Here is a 19,225-nt window from a genome sequence, read left to right as displayed (position 1 = left end):
CGCCTGATCCCCGCCGCCCGACGTGGATCAGGCGGCCTGGTCGGGTTCGAGGTGGAAACCGAGCTGGCAGTACAGCTCCAGCTGGTCGTAGTAGTCCCGGTCGGTGATGATCCGGCCGTTCTCGGTCGCGCACGCGCAGGCGCCGCGGAGCACGACGCGGCGGCCGGTCCCCGCGGACTCGACGCCGTCCGGCAGGAGGAAGGGCCCCGTGTGGGTGCCGACGAGCGTGTATTCCGTGACCGCGGGATCGTCGCATTCGACCTTGTACCACGCCGCGATGTGCAGGTCCGGGAAGGCCTTGAAGAGGTGCTCGAACTGCCAGGCGATCTGCTCGTGCCCTTCGGCGACGCCGGCCGGGGTCACGTAGACGGCGTCCGGGCTGTAGCAGGCGAGCACCCTGTCCAGGTCGTGGGCGTTCATCGCGTCGAAGAGCGCGTCCTTGAGCTCTCGAGCAGTGGGCATGGCCATCGCCTCCACTTCCCAAGCTACCGCCTGGCGCTCCAGCCCCCCGGACGGCCGACCGCCCGGCCCGCCGTGCTCGGCCATCACGCCGAGCGGCGTGACCGTCACCCACAGCCGTCCGGCCTCGTCCCCGGCCTCGTCCCCGGCCACCTCCCACGCCGTCACGTCCGAGACGTACCGGCCGGCGTAGCGCGGGACGTCGATCGGCAGCGGAGGGGCCGGGGGCGCCGGCGGCTCCGGCGGGACGACCCCGGCCAGGCGGCGCAGGATCGGCTCGACCAGCCCGGCGCGCAGCGGGTCGGGGTCGCCGCCGTTGGTCAGCAGCGCCACGGCCACTCCCGCGTCGGGCACCAGCCGCAACGTCGCGGCCTGCCCCGGGGTGGACCCGTCGTGCCCGGCCACCGTTCCGCCGGTCCAGCGCGGCAGCTCCCAGCCGAGCCCCCAGTGGCCCGGACGGCCGAGATCGGGCAGCGCGACCTGCGGCTCCCGCATCAGCCGCGCCGTCGACGCGGGCAGTACGGCCGGGTCCCCGCGCATGTGGGCGCGGGCGAAGGCCAGCAGGTCTCCGGCGCGCATCGCCAGGCTGGCCCCGGCCGGGTCGATGCGGTATCCGGCCGGCGGCTCGGCGCCGATCAGGTGCCGGGTGAGGAAATCCCACTGGCGGCGAAGCACGTGCGCCTCGGCGTGCAGGTAGCTGTGCGCGGCGTTGGGGACCATGAGCATCTCGAAGTCGGCGTCCGCCCGGATGAACGCGTCGACGAGGCGCAGCGACAGGGCGGGATGGCAGTTGTCGTCCATCTCGCCGAAGAGGATCAGCAGTTTGCCCGCCAGCCGCTCCGCGTGCGGCAGCAGCGAGTCGGCGGTGTAGTCCTGCGGCGGCGGCCCCTGGTAGGTCTCGCTCCAGATCGCGTAGTAGCCGCTGTGCTCGTGGTCGCCGGCGGAGGCGACGCCCACGCCGAAGAACTCCGGGTGCGTCAGCAGCGCCCGGACCGTGGCCGCGCCGCCGCCCGAGTGGCCGGCGATCCCGACCCGGTCCAGGTCGAGGTAGGGCCGCTCGGCCGCGAGCTGGGTGATCGCCGCCACGTGGTCGGCGAGCCCCACCGACACTCCGGGGTCCCCGTGGGCGATCGAGTCTCGGCGCTCCGCGTCCGCCGGATCAAGATCGGGACGGCGCTCCCCGACCTTCGGCACCGCCGGTCCCTACCTTCGTGTGGCCGGCCGGTCGGTCGGTCAGGGGATCACCGGGCGTTCGAAGAAGGTCTCCAGGACGACGATCGCCTGGGTATGCGCCACTCCCTGGATGCCGTAGATCCGCCGCAGCACGTCTTGGAGCTGCTCGGTGGTCGCCGTACGCACCTTGACGAGCACCGACGCCTCCCCCGCGATCACGTGCGCCTCCATGATCTCCGGGATCTCCGCGAAGGCGCCCCCGGACTCCCCCATCCACGCGTCGGCGCCGACCATCACGTACGCCAGCACCGGCCGGTCCAGCGCCACGGGATCGACTTCGACCGTGGTCGCCCGGATGACCCCGCGCTCGCGCAGCTTGCGCACCCGCTCGTGCACCGCCCCGCCCGACAGCCCGACCGCCCGCCCCAGCGCCGCGTAGGACTGCGCGGCGTCGCGCTGCAGTTCGGCCACAAGCGTGCGATCGATGTCGTCCAACTGAACCTCGTTTGGCATAATGCAAATATTACCGAAGGAGGTTCAGTCATGGAGCGATTCCGGGCCGAATTTGAGGTGCTCGATGAGCGTTTCGGCTACGACGGTGGCGACAACTACGTGGAGGTGCTCCACAGCGGCAGCCGTAAGACCGAAGGGCCCGCCTACTTCCCCGCGGGGCGCTACCTGGTCTGGAGCGACATCCCCAACGACCGGCTGCTGCGCTGGGACGAGACCACCGGCGCCGTCGGCGTCTTCCGCACCCCGTCGGGCAACGCCAACGGCAACACCGTTGACCTCGAGGGCCGGCTGATCACCTGCGAGCAGGGCGCCAGGCGGGTCACCAGGACCGAGCACGACGGCACCGTCACCGTCCTCGCCGACCGCTACCAGGGCAAGCGCCTCAACAGCCCCAACGACGTGGTGGTCCGTTCGGACGGCACGATCTGGTTCACCGACCCGCGCTACGGCATCACCGGCTACTACGAGGGCAGCCCGGCCGAGAGCGAGATCGGCGGCGACCACGTCTACCGCCTCGACCCCGCCTCCGGTGAGCTGTCGATCGTGGCCGACGACTTCGTCCGGCCGAACGGCCTGGCCTTCTCGCCGGACGAGTCGCTGCTGTACATCGTGGACACCCGCAAGCGGCACCTGAGGGTGTTCGAGGTGACCCCGGAAGGGACTCTGGCGGGCGGCAAGGTCTTCGCCGAGGCCTGGTTCGACGGGATCCGCCTCGATTGCTACGGCCGGGTGTGGGCGGCGGCCATGGAGGGCCTCCACTGCTACGCCCCCGACGGCACCCTGATCGCCCGCCTCCGCCTCCCCGAGGCGGCCTCGAACCTCACCTTCGGCGGCCCCAAGCGCAACAACCTGTTCATCACGGGCTCGGACGGGGACCTGTACTCGATCCGGGTGACCTTCGCCGGGGCCAGGTGACCGCGTGCTCCCCGCCCCCTTTCCTTCCGGGGGGCGCCGGGGCGGCCTTGAGCAGCGCGGCCAGCATCACGATTCCGGCGGTGATGCTCAGCCCGTACTGGACGACGGAAACGGCCGGATATTCGGCGGCCGTGTAACCGCCCGGCCGGAGTAGGGCCCACGGGAGCTTCCACACCGACCACGCGACCAGCGAGCCCGACGACGTGAAGGCCACCGCCATGGGGATCCACCGGGGCATCCTCGGCCGTCCGGTGGCGACCGTGCGGATCGCGGCGGCGCCCAGGACGGCCCAGAGCGCAGAGTTGCCGGCGAGCAGCCGTCCGTCGGCGTTCATCAGGTCGCGGTGGGTGAGGCCGAGCGTCCCGCCCGCCGCCCAGTACGCCCACAGGAGGGCCGGTGCCGCGACCAGGACGTACAGAGCTCGCAGATGGGATCGGCCGAGGGGCGCCGGCCGGTGGTCACCGACGCGTCCGAGGAACGCGGCCGGCCACCTTTCCCGCATGTAGATGGGGAGCGCGATGGCCAGCCCCAGGGCCATGCCCCCGAAACCGATGGCGATGAAGGCCGTCTCCCAGGACGGGACGGCGTCCCCGCCTCCGGAGTCGCCGCCTCCCGCGCCCCCTCCGAGGACGGCGCCGAACAGCATGTAGGGGATCATCGGTATGAGGAATCCGGCTGCCATCCAGGCGAAGAAGACCACCGGTGGCACCGGGAGGCGACGTCCCCATCGTTGCGCGAGGGCCAGCCCCAGAACGACGCCGACGACCGACATGACGACGGTGACCCCGTTCAACAGAATCCAGTCGCCGTCGGTGAAGGTGGACGGCGTGCTCCCGAACAGCGCCGCCACCACCCAGATGACCTTCACCGTGAGATAGAGCGACAGCGACAGCGCGGCGCCGTAGCCGGCCACTACGCGCGCCGCGGTCCATTTGGCGCCGACCGGTGTCGCGGTGCCGCTCACCGACGCGTCCAACCCGTTCTCGTTCATGCTCGAAATCGTCCGGCGAGCGCCCGGCACCCGCCTCCCCCACGCGAAGCATTCGCCTCCCTCACACGGGGGAGCATGCGAAGAGCCGTCCCGCCGGACGGCCCCACGCACGTGCGGTGATGCCGCTGCCGCGGAGCTGGACGGCCACCCGAGCCGCGCGTCGTGCGCGGCGCGGTGACCGTTGTCCGCTCACCCTGTGTACTGGGCGAAGATCTTCGTGTAGGCGTACGCGGACTGGGAGACGCCGCTGCAGGAGTCGGCGTCGGAACCGGAGCCGCACTGCCGGTCCCGGTTGACGGACCAGAAGGTCAACCGGCCGATGTGGTGCTGCCGCGCGTACGACAGCATGGTCTGGAAATCGGTCGTGGTGACGGTCTCGCCGGCCTCGTCGGTCTTGCCGTTCATCGAGGAGAGGCCGACGCGGGTGTAGGCGACCGCGTCGCTGTAGCCGTACGCGCTCTTGACCTTGGCCTTCAGGCCTTCCATGGCGCTGACGGTGGCGGCACCCATCGTGCCGGTGTGGCCGCCGAAGTCGAACGGCATGATCGTCCAGACGTCGTTGTCCAGCCCGGCCGCCGCGCCGCGGTTGATGAGGTCGGCGCCGGTCGAGTCGGGTCCGTTCGGCGTGGTGCCCATCGTGATGATCGTCTTGATGCCGGGGTTGTTCGTCTTGACGATCTTCAGGGCGTCGACGACCCGCTGCCGCACGCTCGCGGTGGTGAACTCGGTGTCCTCGATGTCGACGTCGACGACCTTCAGGTTGTACGCGTTGATCACCTTCTGGTACGCCCCCGCGAGGGCGGACGCGCTGGAGCACTTCTCCCCGAGCTTGGCGCCGCTCCAGCCGCCGAACGAGACGACGACGTCGCCACCGGCCGCGCGGATGGAGTTGATCGCGGCCTGGTCGGACCCTCCGGTGAGGGCGCGGTCGCCGTCCCACTTCGGGTTGCAGGTGCCGTCGGAGAGCACGAAGGCGAGCGTGAACCACGTGACGCCGGTCGCGGACATGACGCTGGCCGGCGGCTGCGGGTTGCCCCACCCGAGGTACTCGTACGGCGCGACCGCCATGGAGGGGCCGCCGCCCGTGTCCGAGGTGACGACAGTGAGCTTGTCAACGTTCGGGCCGCCGGTCGCCGTGGTGGCGGTGGCCCGGATCGTGTTGGCGCCGGCGTTGAGGGTGACGGGGATCGAGGCGTCGGCCCAGGTGTCCCAGTTCGCCGTGGCCGGGAAGGACGTCGAGCCCACCGAGGCGCCGTTGACGGTGATGTCCATCGGCCGGTCGGCGGCCGTTCCGTTGGCGTACCGGAACGTCAGCGTCGCCGGACCGGCAGAGGCGGCGTTGACCGTCCACTGGATGGAGCCGCCGACCGTGTTGACGTAGTCGACGAACCCGGTCCCGGTGTACCCGGTGTGGTTCGTCGCCACCGACGCCTGCGACAGGATCGCGTTCTCCGCCTGGTACACGGTGGACGCGGCCTGCGCGGACGAGGCCAGGCAGCCGAGCGATCCGGCCAGGACGACGCTGAGGACGCATGCGGATGACTTGCGCACGTGACGCTCCTGCTGGTTGGGGGGTGGCCCGGGTCCCGCACGCGTTCCGTGCGGGACCCGGAGGCGGGTGTCAGCTGATGGCGACCCGGAAGATCTTGTCCGCACCGTTGGCGGCGCCTCCGTTGTTGTCGGTGTTGGTGGTGGTCAGCCAGAGCTGGTCGGCTCCGGGGACCTTGACCACGGTGCGCAGCCGGCCGTAGGCGCCGACGTAGTAGGCGGTCGCTGCGCCGACGTTCTCGGTGTCGCCGGTGATCGGGATCCGCCAGAGCCGCTCGCCGCGCAGCGCCCCCATGTAGACGACGTTGCGGACGATCGCGATGCCGCTCGGCGACGCGGTGCTCACCGGCCAGGTCGCCTTCGGGTTGGTCATGCCGGAGACGCCGCACGTGCCCTCACAGGTCGGCCAGCCGTAGTTGCCGCCCGGCTTGATCAGGTTGAGCTCGTCGAACGAGCTGTCGCCGAACTCGGCCTCCCACAGCCTGCCGTTGCGGTCGAAGGCCAGGCCCTGCGGGTTGCGGTGGCCGTAGCTGTAGACGAGCGTCCCGAACGGATTGCCCGGGGCGGGCGTGCCGTCGGTCTTCATCCGCAGGATCTTGCCGTTGAGTGAGGTCGTGTCCTGGGCAAGGCTCGACGTCTGGGCGTCGCCGGTGCTCGCGTACAGGTAGCCGTCGGGGCCGAAGGCCAGCCGGCCGCCGTTGTGGTACTTGTTCTTCTTGATCCCCTGAACCAGGACCGTGTAGCCGCTCAGCGAGGTGCCGTTGTAGGTCATCCGGACGATCCGGTTGCCCTCGGACGCGGTGTGGAAGAAGTACACGTAGTGGTTGGAGGCCCAGCCCGGGTCGACGGCCACGCCGAGCAGGCCGCCCTCGCCGCCGGTCGTCTGCACGTTCGGCACGGTGCCGACCTGGGTCCGGGCCCCGGCCAGGGTCACCATGAAGACCTTGAACTGGCCGGCGGTCACCTTGTCGTCCCGTTCGGTGGCGAGCGCCGTCTGGCCGTCGGGCAGCCAGGACAGGCCCCACGGGATCGTCCAGCCCGACGAGATCGTCGTGATGCTCGACGGCACGCCGCCGTCCGCATCGCCTCCGGGGGCGGCCGTGACGGTGAGCTTGTCGACGTTCGGCCCGCCGCCCGCGGTGGTGGCCGTGGCGCGGATCATGTTCGCGCCCACGTTCAGGTTCGCGGTGACGGTGTCGTCGGCCCAGGTGTCCCAGTTCCCCGTGGCGGGGTACGCCCTGGAGCCGGCGGTCGTCCCGTTGACCGCGATGTCCATCGGCCGGTCGGTGGTCGTGCCGTTGGCGTACCGGAGCGTCAGCGTCGCCGGCCCGGCGGAGGCGGCGTTGACCGTCCACTCGATGTAACCGCCGACCGTGTTGACGTAGTCGACGAACCCGGTCCCGGTGTACCCGGTGTGGTTCGTCGCCACCGACGCCTGCGACAGCGTGGCGTCCTCGGCCTGGTACACCGTCGACGGGACGGTGACCGTCACGTCCAGGTAGTCCAGGTTGGGGTTGCCGCCCGCCGAGGTCGCGGTCACCCGGAGCGTGTTGGCGCCCGCGTTCACGTTCGTGGTCAGGGTCGAGTTCGCCCAGGTGTCCCAGTCGGCGGTCGCTCCGAACGATCGGCCGGCCGAGACCACGGTTCCGTTCACCGCGACGTCGGCCGTGCGGGCGGCGCCCGTGCCGTTGGCGTAGCGCAGCACCAGCGTCGCGGTGCCCGCCGCGGGCGCGTTGAAGGTGAACTGCGTGTAGCTGCCGGCGACGTTGTCACCGTTGACGAACCCGGTACCGGAATAGTTGAGATGGTTCGCCTCCACGACCCCCTGCGAGATCGTGGCGTTCTCCGCCTCGTAGCGGGTCGCCGCCGAAGCGGGCCCCGAGACGACGAGCTGGAAGCCGGCCAGTGTGGCCAGCGAGGCCAAGAAGATCAACGGACGTCGGAGACTGCGGGGGAACACCGTGACAGCCCTCTCCGCCGGACCGCGCGTTCACGCTCCCCCGAGCGGGCGCAGGTCCAGCTGGTCATGGCGGGGACACAAAGGTTAGGAAAGCTTCCTAACTTTCATTGCCAGGGAACAGCGCGGGCCGTTCGCCGTCAAGGCCCAAATTCGCCGGCCTCGACCCGCCGGACGACGTCCGCGACCACCCGCGGCGCCCGACGTGAATCATCGCCCGGACGGCAGGGAGCCGTGCCGGTTTGACTTCGAGCGCACTCTAAGGGCGACCCTGGAGACATGACGATCCAGGAGGCCGCACGCAGGTCAGGACTGAGCGCGCACACGCTGCGCTACTACGAGCGGATCGGGCTCATCCACTCCGTCGACAGGAACGGCAGCGGGCACCGCGACTACGACGAGCGGGACCTCGAATGGCTCGCCTTCCTCACCAGGTTGCGCTCCACCGGCATGTCGATCGCCGACATGTGCCGCTACGCCCAGTTGCTCCGCGCGGGCGCGCACACCGCCGAGGAACGCCGCCGGATGCTGGAACGGCACCGCGAGAAGGTCGCGGCCAGGATCGCCGAACTCACCCAGGACCTGTCGGCCCTGGACTACAAGATCAAGACTTACCGGGAGACAACATGATCAAGCGCACCCTCGGAAAGAGCGGCCTGGAGGTCTCGGCACTCGGCCTCGGCTGCATGGGCATGTCGGAGTTCTACGGCCCGGCCGACGAGAAGGAGTCGATCGCCGTCATCCACCGGGCACTCGACCTGGGCATGAACTTCCTCGACACGGCCGACATGTACGGCACCGGACACAACGAGGACCTCGTCGGCCGGGCGATCAGGGACCGCAGGGACGAGGTCGTGCTGGCCACCAAGTTCGGCATCAGGCGTGACGGAAACGTCCGCTCCATCGACAACACGCCGGAGTACATCAGGGCCGCATGCGACGCCTCCCTCCGGCGGCTCGGCGTCGACCACATCGACCTGTACTACATGCACCGCCGCAACCCCGACGTGCCCGTCGAGGAGTCCGTCGGCGCCATGTCCGAGCTCGTACGGCAGGGCAAGGTCAGGCACCTGGGCCTGTCGGAGGTGAGCGCGGAGACGCTGCGCAGGGCGAACGCCGTCCACCCGATCGCCGCCCTGCAGAGCGAGTACTCCCTGTTCACCCGAGGCTTGGAGGAGGAGATCCTACCCACCGCGCGCGAATTGGGCGTCGGGCTTGTGGCCTACTCCCCGATCAGCCGCGGCATCCTCACCGGCACCGTCCCTCCGGCCGATCAGCTTCCCGACGACGACTTCCGCAAGTGGGCACCGCGCAACCAGGGCGAGAACGCCGCGCGCAACGCCGCCCTGGTCGCCGAGGTCCGGAAGATCGCCGAGGCGGCCGGGATCACCCCGGCTCAGCTGTCCCTGGCGTGGCTGCTCGCGCAGGGTGACGACATCGTGCCGATCCCGGGCACCAAGCGGCTCCGCTACCTGGAGGAGAACGCCGCAGCCGCCGGCATCACGCTGACGCCGGACCAGCTCACCGCGCTGGAGTCGGCCGTACCCGCCGACGCGGTGCGCGGCGCACGCTACGCGGACATGAGCAGCGTCGAGGCCTGAGCGACGACGGCCCCGCGGCCTGCGTTCTCCGAGGCGGCGGGGCCACACCCCACGGGGCGGATCAGCCGGCCGTGGTCCGGTCGATCGCGGCGCGGACCCGCTCGGCGAACTCGGGCTCGAAGTGCGGCATGAGCAGCAGCATGGAGTGGAGCACGCCCTCCCGCGCGTCGATCTCATGCAGGCGGCTCCCCCCCCCCGGAACGCTCCACGTCGAGCGCTTCACCCCCGCGGAGGTGGCCGGCGACCCGGCCGCCGACCGGGAGTTCGAGGTCGAATTGGCCCGCTCCGGCGTCACGCTGCGCGTGCCGGCGAGGACGTCGATCCTCGACGTGGTCGAGAGCGCCGGCCTGGCCGACCTCGGAAGCTGCTACCAGGGCACCTGCGGCTCCTGTGAGACGAAGGTGCTCGCGGGCAGCCCCGACCACCGGGACTCGGTGCTCTCGGCCGACGAGCGCGCCGCCGGGGCCAGCATGATGCTCTGCGTCTCCCGCTGCGCGTCCCCGCGCCTGGTCCTCGACCTCTGACCGACCGGCGTTGGGGGGTGCCGCGAGCGCGGGGCGGGGCGGGGCGGCGCGGGGCGGGGCCGAGCAGGCACCACTCACCGAATTCGACCTTCTACGCGGCCGCGTCTGGCTTACTGTTGATCCTCACTTGTAGTGAGGAGGACGTTTTGTCGCGACTTGAGTCCCCGGTGTGGGCAGAGGAAACCGCCCCGATACCGCTCCAGCGAAACCGAGTCCGTACGCGCACGAAGGTCATCATCACGGCCATGGCCATAGTTGTCGCGGCGGCAGCCGGCTGGGCCTATTCCGTCATCTCACAGCCCGGTGAAACCACCGGCGGCGCCGTCGCCGCGGATGTCCCCAAGATCGATGGGGTTGAAGTACGTTACGTTCCCGATGGTCTCGGCCAGCCGGAGAGCCTGCCTGCGCACGTCGCCGGCCTCAGTGGGAAGGCGCTTCGCTGGCAAGACAGCGACGGCCTTCGGACCGTGCAGGTGTCCGTCTACCGGTCGAGCAAGATACGCGACGCCATGGACATTCTCGCGATGAATGTCATGCGGAGTCCTGTCGAGCCCAGGAAGGACAGTGATCCGGTGATCTCCGATGACCGCACAGACATGATGTGGCTGATAGATCGCGGACTGCTGGTCAGGGTCACCACGTCCAAGTTGGCGAACGATGCGCTCGAACCGATCACCCGAGGACTTCATGTCGCGAAGGCCCCCGCGTAGAGAGGGCCACATCTTTCCGGTGGATCAACCGACGCCACCGCACCAACCGGTCCTGCAACGGCCCCGATCACTTCCCCGGTCCGCCACGGCCTGATCCTTCCCGGGCCGGGGAGGCTTCTTCGCTCTCCCGCCTCCTTCTCCGGTCGTAGGCCGGGTTGGCCCGCAGGCCAACAGCCCTCCTCCCCTTGGATGACAGGCGCCCGGGAGAGATCGGGTTAGCTTCGTTCATGACCTACTGGATCCGCCTGCGATCCCGGCACTGGGTCGCTCTCGATGTCGGGGGCGCGGCGCTGACCTGCGCGATCATGCTGCTGATCGGCCAGGGCAGCCTCCTGTCGCAGGCGGTCGGCGCGGTGGTGGCGCTGGTGACGATCGCCCGGCGCCGCCGGCCGGTCGGCGTCCTGGTCGTGGTGACTGCGGGCACGCTGGTGCTGCTCGTCTCCGGGGCGCTGAGCGGCTACCCGCCGATCCCGATGGTGCTGGCGCTGCACACCATGACTGTCACCCGTGACAGGCGACAGGCCGCCGCCCTCGCCGGAACGGTGACCGTGGTGCTGCTGGTGGCGGGGGTGGCGGTGCGGCAACCGGTCAGCGAGCTGACGCGCGACATCGAACTGGTGGTGCCGGGGCTGCTGACCGGGGAGCTGTCACGTGCCCGGCAGGCGTACCTCGCCGGGCTGGCCACGCTCGAACGGCAACGCACGCGGGCGCTGCTGACCGCCGAGCGGATGCGCATCGCCCGCGAGCTGCACGACGTGGTCGCGCACGGGCTGAGTGTGATGACCATGCAGGCGGGCGCCGCCCTCCACACGCCACAGCATGAGGCGGTGCTGCGCGAGACGCTGGGATCCATCGAGATGACGGGACGGGCGGCGATGACGGAGGTACGGCGGTTGCTGCAGGTGCTGCGCGAGGAGCCGGACGGTACGGCGGCGGCCCCAGAGCTGGCCCCGATGCCCGGCCTGGCCAGGCTCGGCTCACTGATCGCCCGTACGGCGCAGGCCGGGGTCGAGATGGAGCTGCGGACCCACGGGCATCCCCGCCCCCTGCCGGCGGGGGCGGACCTGGTCGCCTACCGGGTCGTCCAGGAGGCGCTCACCAACATCATCAAGCACGCGGGCACCGGCAGCGGCACGGTGCTGGTCGGGTACGAACCGGACGCGGTGCTGCTGGACATCACCAACCCCCCGCCACCGCCTGGCCGTAGGCCCCGGATCCCGCCCGCCGACGGCGGGCACGGGCTGACGGGCATGCGCGAGCGGGTCGCCCTGTACGGCGGGTCGCTGCGGGCGGGACCGCTGCCCGGCGGCGGCTACGCCGTCACCGCGCATCTGCCGATCCCCGCGAAGGCGGTGTCGTGACGCTCCGGGTGGTCGTCGCCGACGACGAACGGCTGGTGTGCGCCAGCCTGCGGATGGTGCTGACCGGGGAGGGCCACGAGGTGGTCGGGGAGGCCGCCGACGGCGGCCGGGCCGTGGAACTGGCCCGCACCCTTCGCCCCGACCTGGTGCTGATGGACGTGCGGATGCCGGTCATGAACGGCATCGAGGCGACCCGCCGGATCACGGCGGCCGACCCCGCGGTGAAAGTGCTCATCCTCACCACCTTCGACCTGGACGAATACGTGTACGCGGGGCTCCGGGCCGGAGCCACCGGGTTCCTGCTCAAGGACGTCCCGCCCCGGGAACTGGTGGCGGCGATCGAGGTGGTCGCGGCCGGAGATGCGCTCCTGGCGCCGCCGATCACCCGGCGGCTCATCGCCGACTTCGTCGGCCGCGCCCCCGCACCCCGAAACCCGTCCGTCCTCGATTCACTGACCGGGCGCGAGATCGAGGTGCTTGAGCTGGTCGCGCGGGGACTGTCCAACAGCGAGATCATGGCGAAGCTGCACGTGACGCTGTCGACCGTGAAAGCCCACATGGGCAAGCTGCTGCAGAAGCTGGACGCACGCGACCGGGCACAGCTCGTGATCGTCGCCTACCAGGCGGGGTTGGTCGACTTGGCCCCTGGTCCTCCACCCGACGCAGGAGAAGCGGACGCGAACTCGGCCCCGTAGCAGGATGATCCGGACACCGGGCAGGCCCGATCGTGGATGCCATGCGTTCAGTAACCAAGCGGACCACGGCACTGGCAGCCGTGGCCATCACCGGAGTCTCCCTGCTCGGCGCCACCCCGTCGGCCGCCGCGGCCACAGAGCCCTGGTGTCCCGAGGTCCCAGGACACCGGGTGGAGTGCGACACGATCACCCGCCCGCTGGTGGCGGAGCGGCCGGAGCTGGGCACCGTCTCGGTCGGCTACGCCGTCGTACGGCGCAGCGCGCTGGACCGTCCCGCCACCGGGACGATCGCCGTCAATCCCGGGGGTCCCGGCAACCCCGCGCTCCCTCTCGCCTCGGCCTATCTCGGCCTGCTCACGCCGCTCTTTGCCGATCACGACCTGCTGCTCGTCGATCCCCGGGGTACGGGCGTGTCCAGCCCCCTGGACTGCGGCATCACCACCGCTGACCTCCTGGGCACGACCCAGGGGCGGCGCAAGGCCGTCGCCCGCTGCGGGAGCAGCCTGGGACCGCGCGCCGGGGGCTACACCTCCGCCGCGACCGCCGACGACCTCGACGCGGTACGGGCCCGGCTCGGGGCCGCCAAGCTCGACCTGGTCGGTGAGTCCTACGGCACCTACCTGATGCAGATCTACGCCCAGCGCCATCCCCGGCAGGTCAGGTCGATCACGCTGTCGGGGGTGCTGCCGCTCGACTTCGACACCTTCCAGCGGCCCAACGCCCGCGCCTTCACGATGACCCTGCGCCGGATCTGCGAGCGGAGCAAGGCGTGTGACGGCGCCGCGGCCGTACGTGACCTGCGGATCTTCGCCGCCGCTGTCCGGAAGCGGCCGGTCCCCCTGTCGGTCAAGGTCGGCGCCGAGAAGCGCGTCGTGGAGTTCGGCGAGGAGTGGCTCACCCGGCTGGCCATCCAGAACTCCACCAGCGGAACCGGCGCCGATCCCCAGGCGTCCTCACTGATCGGCGCCTTCCCGGCCCTGATACATGACGCCGCCCGCGGCGATTTCACGCTGCTGACCGCCGCCGTCCAGCGGGTGGTCGGGGCCGAGGGAGAGGAGCCGAACTCCTCCCTGGGCATCAGCGTGGCGTGCAACGACTACCCCAGAGCCTGGTCGGTGGACGCCACTCCGGCCCAGCGGCGCCGGCAGTACGACCGGGCGCTCGCCCGCACCGACCCCGCCGGCTTCGGAGCTTTCAGCCCGGCGGCCGCGGCCGCGGCGACCTTCTGGTCGGGCGACATCTGCCTGGAGTGGCCGCGCCAGAGCGCGACCCGGCCCCACCCTGTCAGTGACGACTTCCCCGACGTCCCGGCCCTGGTGCTCACCGGCGACCTGGACGCGATCACCCCGGACTCCGACGCCGCCAAGGTGGCCCGCAGGTTCAAGCGATCAAGGCTCGTCTCCGTACCGAACCTGGGCCACGTCCCCGACCTGGACCCCAGCGGCTGCGTCTCCGGCATCGTCACCGGTTTCGTCGCCGAGGGAACCCCCGGGCCGACCGCCTGCCTGAAGCGGATCCCGCCCATCGCGGTGGATCCCGCGGAGGTCAACCGCAGCCGTCCAGGTCCCCGGCCTTGATGCCCACGCCGAATCTTCGTCCGCGGAGACGGCGGGCAGGACTTCGTCAGGTCGTCATGGCGGTCCGGGGGCAGGGCGCCCCGACGCTCACGGTCACTGTTCGCGCATGCCCCACGGGGCGCCGTACGCGGTCAGCAGGTCGAGGAAGGGCCGGGGCGGAAGGGCTTCCGGGCCCAGGACGCCGACGCCGGACCAGAGGCCCGCGGCTATCAGCTCAAGGGCCACCACCGGGTTGACGGCGGTCTGCCACACCACGGCCTGGGAGCCGTACTCCCGCATGGACCACTCGTTGTCGACCACGTGGTAGAGGTAGACCTCGCGCGGGCTGCCGTTCCTGGTGCCCTTGACCCAGGTGCCCGCGCACGTCTTGCCGCGCATGCGCTCCCCGAGGGTCGCGGGGTCGGGCAGGCACGCCGCGACCACATCGCGCGGGGAGACCATGACGGGAGTGCCGTCCGCACCGAGGACCTGGACCGGCTCGGTGCGGTCGAGGCCGAGCAGGTGCAGGGTTCGCAGCGTCTGGATGAACTCCGCGCCCAGTCCGTACTTGAAGGTCACCCGCTCGGCGTCGACCCAGCGGGGAACGAGCAGCACCTCCTCGTGCTCGACGTTGACGCACTCGACCGGGCCGATGCCGTCGGGAAAGTCGAACACCTCCGGCTCGCTGAAGGGCGGGGTGGTGAACCAGCCTCGGCCGGCCTCGTAGACGATCGGCGGGTTGAGGCACTCTTCGATGGTGGTCCAGATGTTGAACGAGGGCGCGAAGTCGTACCCCTCTACGGTGAGGTCGGCACCGTCGCGGATGCCGATCTCCTCGATGTGATCGAAGAGCTCGTCGGCTGCGTAACGGGCGAAGACGTCCGACAGCCCCGGCTCCACACCGATGCCGACCAGCGCGAGCTTGCCCGCCTTCTCCCACTCGGCGGCCAGTTCGAACTGAGCGTCGCCGAGCTTGACCCCGCACACCTCATGGGGGCGCTCCGGGTGCGGCCGGGACAGCGACATCGCCATGTCCAGGTAGTGCGCGCCGACGCGCAGCGCCGCCCGGAACAGCGGCATCACGAAGCGCGGGTCGGTGGCGTTGAGCAGGACGTCGCAGCGGTGCTCCTCCAGCAGTGCCGCCACGGCCGCCTCGTCGCTCGCGTCGACCCGCCCGGCGCTGAAGCGGGTACCCGCCTCCCCGAGCGCGGCGACGGCCGCCTCGGCGCGGGACAGGTCGTAGTCGACGACGACCATGTGGTCGAAGAACGATCGGCGGGCCGCGATCCGGGTGATCGCCGTGCCCACACCACCGGCACCGACAAGCAGAACACGCATGACAGAACATCCCCTTTCCGAGGCACACGCCTTGGTGTGCCCGATCCAACGTCACCGCCCCTTCATACGTCAATTGTGTTGGCATAAGCTTGGGGGCGAAGGAACAGGCGACAGGAGGAGGGGAACACCGTGCCCAAGCCGGTGGTCTCGGAGTCGGCGCGGCAACGCCGCCGCCCGACAAAGAGCGGGATGGTTCTCTCGGAGGAGCTGATCGTGCGGACCGCGCTGCGTATGCTGCGCGAGCATGGCTCCGCGGGTCTGACCGTGCGACGGCTCGGCATCGCCCTGGGAGCCGACCCCAGCACGCTCTACCGCTACTTCACCGGCATGGACGACCTGACGCTGGCCATCGGCGACCTGCTCATCGGCCAGGCGATGGCCGACTGGTACGGCACCGGCGACTGGCGTGCCGATCTTCGCGAGCTGGGCCTGCGCATCCACGCCGCCTACCTCGAACACCCACAGGCCGCGGTGCTGACCGCCAACCGCATATCCGGCAAGTCTCACGAAGTCGCGGCCGACGAGGCGATCCTCGGGCTGCTGCGGGGCGCGGGGTTCCCGGACCGAGACGTCGTCCGCATCTACCACGCCTTCATCGACATGACTCTGGCCTTCGCCGCGCTGGACGCGGCGTCCCTGGCGCTGCCCGAGGAAGCACGCACGGCGGACGAGGAGATCTGGCAGGCGACCTACGCACGCCTGCCGGCGGCCACTCATCCCAACATCGCGGCGGTCGCCCCCCTGCTGGTCGCCGGCATGAACGACAGCGCCTACCCCGCCGCCCTGGAGATGCTGCTCGGCAGCGCCGAGTCACACCTCACTGCCGGTCCGGGCGCGGCCTGACCGTCGGGCCCCGGGCCACGGGCCCCGCGTCGGCGGCGGAGGTCAGCCGCAGCCTTCGAACTGGGGGACGGTGAAAGTGAGCGCCAGGCCGGACTTCCCGAACCACTCCTGCAGCAGCTTCTTCGCGGTTCCGTCCAGGTACATCTCGGTGATGGCCTTGTTGACCGCCTCGCAGCCGTCCAGGTCCCCGGCCTTGATGCCCACGCCGTACCGCTCGTCGGTGAACGGCGCGTTGACGATCTTCATGTCCGAGGTGGCGAAGCCGGCCAGGATGAGGTCGTCGGTGGACACCGCGTCCACCTTCCCCGCCTTCAGATCGGACATGCACTCGCTGTAGGAGGCGGCCTCGACCAGCTCCACGGCGATCTTCCGTTCTTCCTTCACCCGGCGCCAGGAGTTCGAACCGGTCACCTGGCACAGCTTGCGCCCCTTCAGGTCCCGCACGTTGGCGACCGCGCTCTCCCCGGCCCGTACGAGAGTGTCCTGGTGGGCGACGTAGTACGGCCCGCCGAAGGCCACCTTCGTCTTGCGTTCCGGAGTGATCGAATAGGTGGCGACGACCAGATCGACCGAGCCGTTCATGAGCGCCTTCTCCCGCTCGGACGAGGGCACCGCGACGAACCTGGCGTTCTTGCCCAGCTTGCGGGCGATGTAGCCGGCCACGTCGACGTCGAATCCGGCGAACTCGCCCTCCGCCTTCTTCATCCCCAACCCGGGCTGGTCCGGCTTCACCCCGATGACCAGGACATCCTTGTCGAGGATCGACGAGCCGGCGCCGCAGGCCGTCGCCGACAGCAGCGCCACGGCCCCGAGCAGCACCGACGCGGCGATACGCCGCAAACGGCCCCTCCTGGTCAGCCCGACCATTGACATCTTCCCTTCACCGGTACTCGGCGAGCCGGGGCCGGACTCCGACCAGGATCAGCAGGGCGGCCGCGAGCGCCGCCCCTGACAGCAGAAGGTTCCAGCCACCGAGGGCGCGGTCGCCCTCCGCCACGGCGTCGTCGAACGCCAGGCGGTGCAGCTTCGTCAGCTCGACCAGGGCGCCGTCGTAGGCCCTGAATGAGGCGCCCGTGGCCTGCCGTACGGCGTCCCCGCTCCTGCCCGTTGTGGCGAGCTGCCGCATCTGCCGGTCATCGTGCTGGAATTTCTGGTAAAGCGTGAGCACCCTGGCCAGGGCCTCACGCTGGCCGGGCAGGGTGATACGACCGGCCTCCGAGCCGTAGAAGCCGAGGAAGTCCGCCTTACCGGGGAAGGCGGCGACGCTGTTGTCCACCGCGGCGTAGTACTTGTCCAGGTTCCCGCCGGGGACGTAGAGCACCGACTGCGACTTGTCGAGGTACACCTGCTCGTAGGTGTCCGCCCGCTGCGGGTCGAGCAGATACCTGCTCTCATCACCGTGCAGGCTGTTCCCGATCGCGCGTGCCCGAGACAGCACGAGAACCGAGTCGAAGCCATCCTCCTTGGCCGTCCGCATATCGTCGGACACCCGCTGCAGGACGAGCACTCCCGCGATGGTCAGCACACCGACGACGACGGTGGCCGCCAGCAGCGCCGGGTTGATCGCACGACGGAACCTGCGGGCCAGGAAGGCCTGCAGCGCGACGAGGACGGCCAGCGCGAGCGCCCCGCTGAGCGCCACCCAGAACCGGCCCGCCAGCACGGCGGCCGACTCGTCCGCGTAGGCGTGCCTGACGACGGTCCCGCTGTCGAGCGTGAGGTTGTACGCCTTGGGCAGCAGGTCCAACCGCATCAGGTCGGTGGCCTGGCGGTAGACGTCGAGAGCCGCCTGCGAGGGGGGCCCTGCGGCATGCCGGGACTGCTCGTCCAGGAGCAGGGCGCGCGACGCGAGCCGCTCGTAGCGGCCGAGCCCGTCGAGTACGGCGCGCACGGTCATCTGCCCCGTCGGGTCGTCTCCGGCCAGGTCGGCGGCCTGCAGCACGGCGCTGTCGGCCTGCGCGCGGCGCTGGTCGTAGCGGTCCAGCGCGGCCTGGCGGCCGGGCCCGCCCTTTTCGCCGGTCAGCAGCACGGTGGCTACCTGAGCGTCCATGTCGCTCAGCGCGAAGTACAGGTCGGCGGTGGCCACCACCTGCGGGCCCGCTGTGTGCCCGATCGCCCGCAGTCCGTCCCCGGCGTGCCCCAGGGCCACGCCCATCAGCGCGAACAGCAGGCCGACGGCGAGGACGGCGGCGCCGGCCCCGGCACGGATCCGCCCGGGAACCGTTCGCAGCCGCAGGGCGCGCGGCGGCGAAGAGGCGGGCGTGGGCGCGGTTACAGGCGCGGGCGGAGGGACGGGCGCGGAGGTGGGGCCGGTGGTGGTTGGGCCGGTGGTGGTGGTGGGGGTGACAACGGCCATCTCAGCCCTTCCGCACCGTGATGCTGGTCCATGCGCCGACGTGGACGCGATCCCCGTCGCCGAGCGGGATCAGCGCGTTGTGCTCCACCGTCTTGCCGTTGAGCAGGGTTCCGTTGGCGGATCCCAGGTCGACGAGCTGCCACGTCCCGTCGGGCTGTGCGAGCAGCACCGCGTGCAGGTGGGAGACGCCGGGGTCCTCGGGCGGCCCGGCCAGGTCGATCTCGGGGGTCAGCGCCCGCGACTTGCTGCGCCGCCCGATCCTGACCTCGAGCCCGGCCAGAGGTACCCGCCGCTCCGGGCAGTACGGCGGGAACGCGACGCGGGCCGCGTCGGGGCCGCCCTGCGCGATCACGGCCTCGTAGTGGTCGCGGTCCGCCGCGATCACCGCGACCCAGCCCGAGGCCGGGGTGTCCGGCGTGGAGGGCTGCGGGGATGGCGGCGTGGACGGCGGCGTCACCTGGTTCCCGCCGCCGAGCACGAAGTCGTAGCCGCAGCTCTCGCAGAATCGGCCGCCACGTGGCGCCCCGCAGTCGGGACAGTCGTCCAGCTGGTGGGCGTCGGGCGGGACGGCCGGAGCCGAAGCGACCGGGGCAGCCGGGGCGGCCGGGGTGCCCGCCAGCAGCGCACCGCAGACGTCGCAGTACTCCTCGTCCGCAGAATCGTGCCCTACCGGGCAGATCGCCAT

Annotated in this window: 19 protein-coding genes; 9 read left to right on the top strand and 10 right to left on the bottom strand. The window is 70.9% G+C overall.

Annotated features, from left to right (window positions below; translation table 11 throughout):
• Window positions 1-27: 27 nt before the first annotated feature.
• Window positions 28-1,653 carry a prolyl oligopeptidase family serine peptidase gene (locus ACQP1V_RS16925; protein ID WP_433423921.1) on the bottom strand — a complete coding sequence of 542 codons (1,626 nt, stop codon included), beginning with the start codon at window positions 1,651-1,653 and terminating at the stop codon, window positions 28-30.
• Window positions 1,654-1,692: 39 nt separating this feature from the next.
• Window positions 1,693-2,145, bottom strand: a complete 453-nt coding sequence (locus ACQP1V_RS16920; RefSeq protein ID WP_433423918.1) for an Lrp/AsnC family transcriptional regulator — start codon at window positions 2,143-2,145, stop codon at window positions 1,693-1,695.
• 30 nt (window positions 2,146-2,175) lie between these two features.
• On the opposite strand from ACQP1V_RS16920, the gene ACQP1V_RS16915 reads away from it, so the two are divergent.
• Window positions 2,176-3,060, top strand: a complete 885-nt coding sequence (locus ACQP1V_RS16915; RefSeq protein WP_433423916.1) for an SMP-30/gluconolactonase/LRE family protein — start codon at window positions 2,176-2,178, stop codon at window positions 3,058-3,060.
• On the opposite strand, the gene ACQP1V_RS16910 is transcribed toward ACQP1V_RS16915, so the two are convergent.
• The 3 genes from ACQP1V_RS16910 to ACQP1V_RS16900 form a co-directional block, all read right to left on the bottom strand.
• Window positions 3,002-4,051 carry a hypothetical protein gene (locus ACQP1V_RS16910; protein WP_433423914.1) on the bottom strand — a complete coding sequence of 350 codons (1,050 nt, stop codon included), beginning with the start codon at window positions 4,049-4,051 and terminating at the stop codon, window positions 3,002-3,004. The two genes, ACQP1V_RS16915 and ACQP1V_RS16910, sit on opposite strands and share 59 nt — an antisense overlap.
• A gap of 189 nt (window positions 4,052-4,240) precedes the next feature.
• Window positions 4,241-5,602, bottom strand: coding sequence for a CBM35 domain-containing protein (locus ACQP1V_RS16905; RefSeq protein ID WP_433423912.1), 1,362 nt, complete (start codon window positions 5,600-5,602; stop codon window positions 4,241-4,243).
• Between the two features lie 70 nt (window positions 5,603-5,672).
• On the bottom strand, window positions 5,673-7,532 hold the full coding sequence (locus tag ACQP1V_RS16900) for a PQQ-dependent sugar dehydrogenase (protein ID WP_433423909.1): 1,860 nt from the start codon (window positions 7,530-7,532) through the stop codon (window positions 5,673-5,675).
• Window positions 7,533-7,835: 303 nt separating this feature from the next.
• On the opposite strand from ACQP1V_RS16900, the gene ACQP1V_RS16895 reads away from it, so the two are divergent.
• Together ACQP1V_RS16895 and ACQP1V_RS16890 are read left to right on the top strand one after the other, a co-directional pair.
• A complete protein-coding gene (locus tag ACQP1V_RS16895; RefSeq protein ID WP_387416877.1) occupies window positions 7,836-8,186 on the top strand; it encodes a MerR family transcriptional regulator in 351 nt (116 codons plus the stop codon).
• Complete coding sequence (locus ACQP1V_RS16890) at window positions 8,183-9,157, top strand: aldo/keto reductase (RefSeq protein WP_433423907.1); 975 nt, start codon at window positions 8,183-8,185, stop codon at window positions 9,155-9,157. The genes ACQP1V_RS16895 and ACQP1V_RS16890 overlap by 4 nt, the downstream gene beginning before the upstream one ends.
• Before the next feature lie 61 nt (window positions 9,158-9,218).
• On the opposite strand, the gene ACQP1V_RS16885 is transcribed toward ACQP1V_RS16890, so the two are convergent.
• Window positions 9,219-9,380 (bottom strand): hypothetical protein, encoded by a 162-nt coding sequence (locus tag ACQP1V_RS16885; protein WP_433423906.1) that lies wholly within the window; start codon window positions 9,378-9,380, stop codon window positions 9,219-9,221.
• Window positions 9,381-9,390: 10 nt separating this feature from the next.
• Here ACQP1V_RS16885 and ACQP1V_RS16880 point away from each other — a divergent pair, with 10 nt between their 5' ends.
• The 5 genes from ACQP1V_RS16880 to ACQP1V_RS16860 all read left to right on the top strand — a co-directional run bounded on the left by ACQP1V_RS16880 (window position 9,391) and on the right by ACQP1V_RS16860 (window position 14,024).
• Complete coding sequence (locus ACQP1V_RS16880) at window positions 9,391-9,681, top strand: 2Fe-2S iron-sulfur cluster-binding protein (RefSeq protein ID WP_433423903.1); 291 nt, start codon at window positions 9,391-9,393, stop codon at window positions 9,679-9,681.
• 245 nt (window positions 9,682-9,926) lie between these two features.
• Entirely contained in the window at window positions 9,927-10,391 is a 465-nt protein-coding gene (locus ACQP1V_RS16875; protein ID WP_433423900.1) for a hypothetical protein, read from the top strand.
• 227 nt (window positions 10,392-10,618) lie between these two features.
• Window positions 10,619-11,752, top strand: coding sequence for a sensor histidine kinase (locus ACQP1V_RS16870; protein WP_433423898.1), 1,134 nt, complete (start codon window positions 10,619-10,621; stop codon window positions 11,750-11,752).
• A complete protein-coding gene (locus ACQP1V_RS16865; RefSeq protein WP_387416872.1) occupies window positions 11,749-12,447 on the top strand; it encodes a response regulator transcription factor in 699 nt (232 codons plus the stop codon). The genes ACQP1V_RS16870 and ACQP1V_RS16865 overlap by 4 nt, the downstream gene beginning before the upstream one ends.
• A gap of 41 nt (window positions 12,448-12,488) precedes the next feature.
• The gene (locus tag ACQP1V_RS16860; RefSeq protein ID WP_433423894.1) at window positions 12,489-14,024 is read left to right on the top strand and encodes an alpha/beta fold hydrolase; all 1,536 of its coding nucleotides are present in this window, start codon (window positions 12,489-12,491) and stop codon (window positions 14,022-14,024) included.
• A gap of 93 nt (window positions 14,025-14,117) precedes the next feature.
• Here the strand turns inward: ACQP1V_RS16860 and ACQP1V_RS16855 are convergent, their stop codons facing one another.
• Window positions 14,118-15,341, bottom strand: coding sequence for a saccharopine dehydrogenase family protein (locus ACQP1V_RS16855; protein ID WP_433423891.1), 1,224 nt, complete (start codon window positions 15,339-15,341; stop codon window positions 14,118-14,120).
• Between the two features lie 129 nt (window positions 15,342-15,470).
• Here ACQP1V_RS16855 and ACQP1V_RS16850 point away from each other — a divergent pair, with 129 nt between their 5' ends.
• Window positions 15,471-16,184, top strand: a complete 714-nt coding sequence (locus tag ACQP1V_RS16850; protein ID WP_433423888.1) for a TetR/AcrR family transcriptional regulator — start codon at window positions 15,471-15,473, stop codon at window positions 16,182-16,184.
• Between the two features lie 42 nt (window positions 16,185-16,226).
• Here ACQP1V_RS16850 and ACQP1V_RS16845 read toward each other — a convergent pair whose 3' ends face one another.
• From ACQP1V_RS16845 to ACQP1V_RS16835, 3 genes are read right to left on the bottom strand one after another with little or no spacing between them, the layout of a single operon-like run.
• Complete coding sequence (locus ACQP1V_RS16845) at window positions 16,227-17,024, bottom strand: glutamate ABC transporter substrate-binding protein (RefSeq protein ID WP_433423885.1); 798 nt, start codon at window positions 17,022-17,024, stop codon at window positions 16,227-16,229.
• 40 nt (window positions 17,025-17,064) lie between these two features.
• Complete coding sequence (locus ACQP1V_RS16840) at window positions 17,065-18,540, bottom strand: hypothetical protein (protein ID WP_433423882.1); 1,476 nt, start codon at window positions 18,538-18,540, stop codon at window positions 17,065-17,067.
• Between the two features lies 1 nt (window position 18,541).
• Complete coding sequence (locus ACQP1V_RS16835; RefSeq protein WP_433423879.1) at window positions 18,542-19,225, bottom strand: FHA domain-containing protein; 684 nt, start codon at window positions 19,223-19,225, stop codon at window positions 18,542-18,544.

Origin of the sequence: Microtetraspora malaysiensis (assembly GCF_050947145.1) — a bacterium.
Lineage (GTDB): Bacteria > Actinomycetota > Actinomycetes > Streptosporangiales > Streptosporangiaceae > Microtetraspora_A > Microtetraspora_A malaysiensis.
The sequence above is the reverse complement of the archived record's forward strand: the minus strand, read 5'-3'. Positions and strand labels throughout refer to the sequence as shown.

Bases quoted from the DNA above. Each gene is read 5' to 3' on its own strand.
- ACQP1V_RS16920 (WP_433423918.1), bottom strand. From the start codon at position 2,145: ATGCCAAACGAGGTTCAGTTGGACGACATCGATCGCACGCTTGTGGCC.
- ACQP1V_RS16915 (WP_433423916.1), top strand. From the start codon at position 2,176: ATGGAGCGATTCCGGGCCGAATTTGAGGTGCTCGATGAGCGTTTCGGC.
- ACQP1V_RS16910 (WP_433423914.1), bottom strand. From the start codon at position 4,051: ATGAACGAGAACGGGTTGGACGCGTCGGTGAGCGGCACCGCGACACCG.
- ACQP1V_RS16895 (WP_387416877.1), top strand. From the start codon at position 7,836: ATGACGATCCAGGAGGCCGCACGCAGGTCAGGACTGAGCGCGCACACG.
- ACQP1V_RS16890 (WP_433423907.1), top strand. From the start codon at position 8,183: ATGATCAAGCGCACCCTCGGAAAGAGCGGCCTGGAGGTCTCGGCACTC.
- ACQP1V_RS16875 (WP_433423900.1), top strand. From the start codon at position 9,927: ATGGCCATAGTTGTCGCGGCGGCAGCCGGCTGGGCCTATTCCGTCATC.
- ACQP1V_RS16870 (WP_433423898.1), top strand. From the start codon at position 10,619: ATGACCTACTGGATCCGCCTGCGATCCCGGCACTGGGTCGCTCTCGAT.
- ACQP1V_RS16860 (WP_433423894.1), top strand. From the start codon at position 12,489: ATGCGTTCAGTAACCAAGCGGACCACGGCACTGGCAGCCGTGGCCATC.
- ACQP1V_RS16855 (WP_433423891.1), bottom strand. From the start codon at position 15,341: ATGCGTGTTCTGCTTGTCGGTGCCGGTGGTGTGGGCACGGCGATCACC.
- ACQP1V_RS16840 (WP_433423882.1), bottom strand. From the start codon at position 18,540: ATGGCCGTTGTCACCCCCACCACCACCACCGGCCCAACCACCACCGGC.
- ACQP1V_RS16835 (WP_433423879.1), bottom strand. From the start codon at position 19,225: ATGGCGATCTGCCCGGTAGGGCACGATTCTGCGGACGAGGAGTACTGC.